This window comes from Bartonella sp. MR63HLJHH (genome assembly GCF_042194155.1).
GTDB lineage: Bacteria > Pseudomonadota > Alphaproteobacteria > Rhizobiales > Rhizobiaceae > Bartonella > Bartonella grahamii.
This window is the reverse complement of record NZ_JBHIMN010000052.1, coordinates 1-554: the sequence shown is the minus strand read 5'-3', so window position 1 is coordinate 554 and position 554 is coordinate 1. Positions and strand designations below refer to the sequence as shown.

The 554-nt window shown below is 40.8% G+C and carries 1 pseudogene; it reads right to left on the bottom strand.

The features are described 5' to 3' along the window. Nucleotides 1-554 (bottom strand): annotated as a pseudogene (locus tag ACFIKQ_RS09095) (hypothetical protein); the annotation flags it as partial.

Sequence of the window (554 nt, the reverse complement as noted above, 5' to 3'; positions counted from 1 at the left end):
AAAACTTCGCTACATCCTCTGAGAGGGTATTAACCTGTCCACCACTGACTGCATCATGTGATCCTTTCACAATCTCACCATCTGCAACATTATGAAGTGCTACAGAAGCGGAATTCTTACCTTTTCCAAAAGTCACACTCGTATAATTAATCGCGCCACTTTCTTCATCTGTTTTATCATAATGAACAACTGCTGAATCATCTGACTGAAGATTGTTAGAAAGTTCTTTTAAACTTTCATCAAGTTGACCCTTGTTAACAGCTTCATTACCATTCACAGCTGCCTTGACACCTGATAGCGTCCGATCGGCACTCTTACTATCAGCTATATTGATTTCACTGCCGCCTTTTTCTCCACCAATTGTGATACGTCCTGTATCTCCATCAGCTTGCTTAACAAGGCTATCGCCTACTACTTTATTAATCTCATTCTTAACTTCATTGTGAAGATTCGTGAATGAAGTACCAACTCCGGTAAAAGCTTCAGCAACACTCGCATAGCTCTGCTCTTCAACCTTATTACCATCCGCACTGACAGTGGTAACCTTAAAGCTT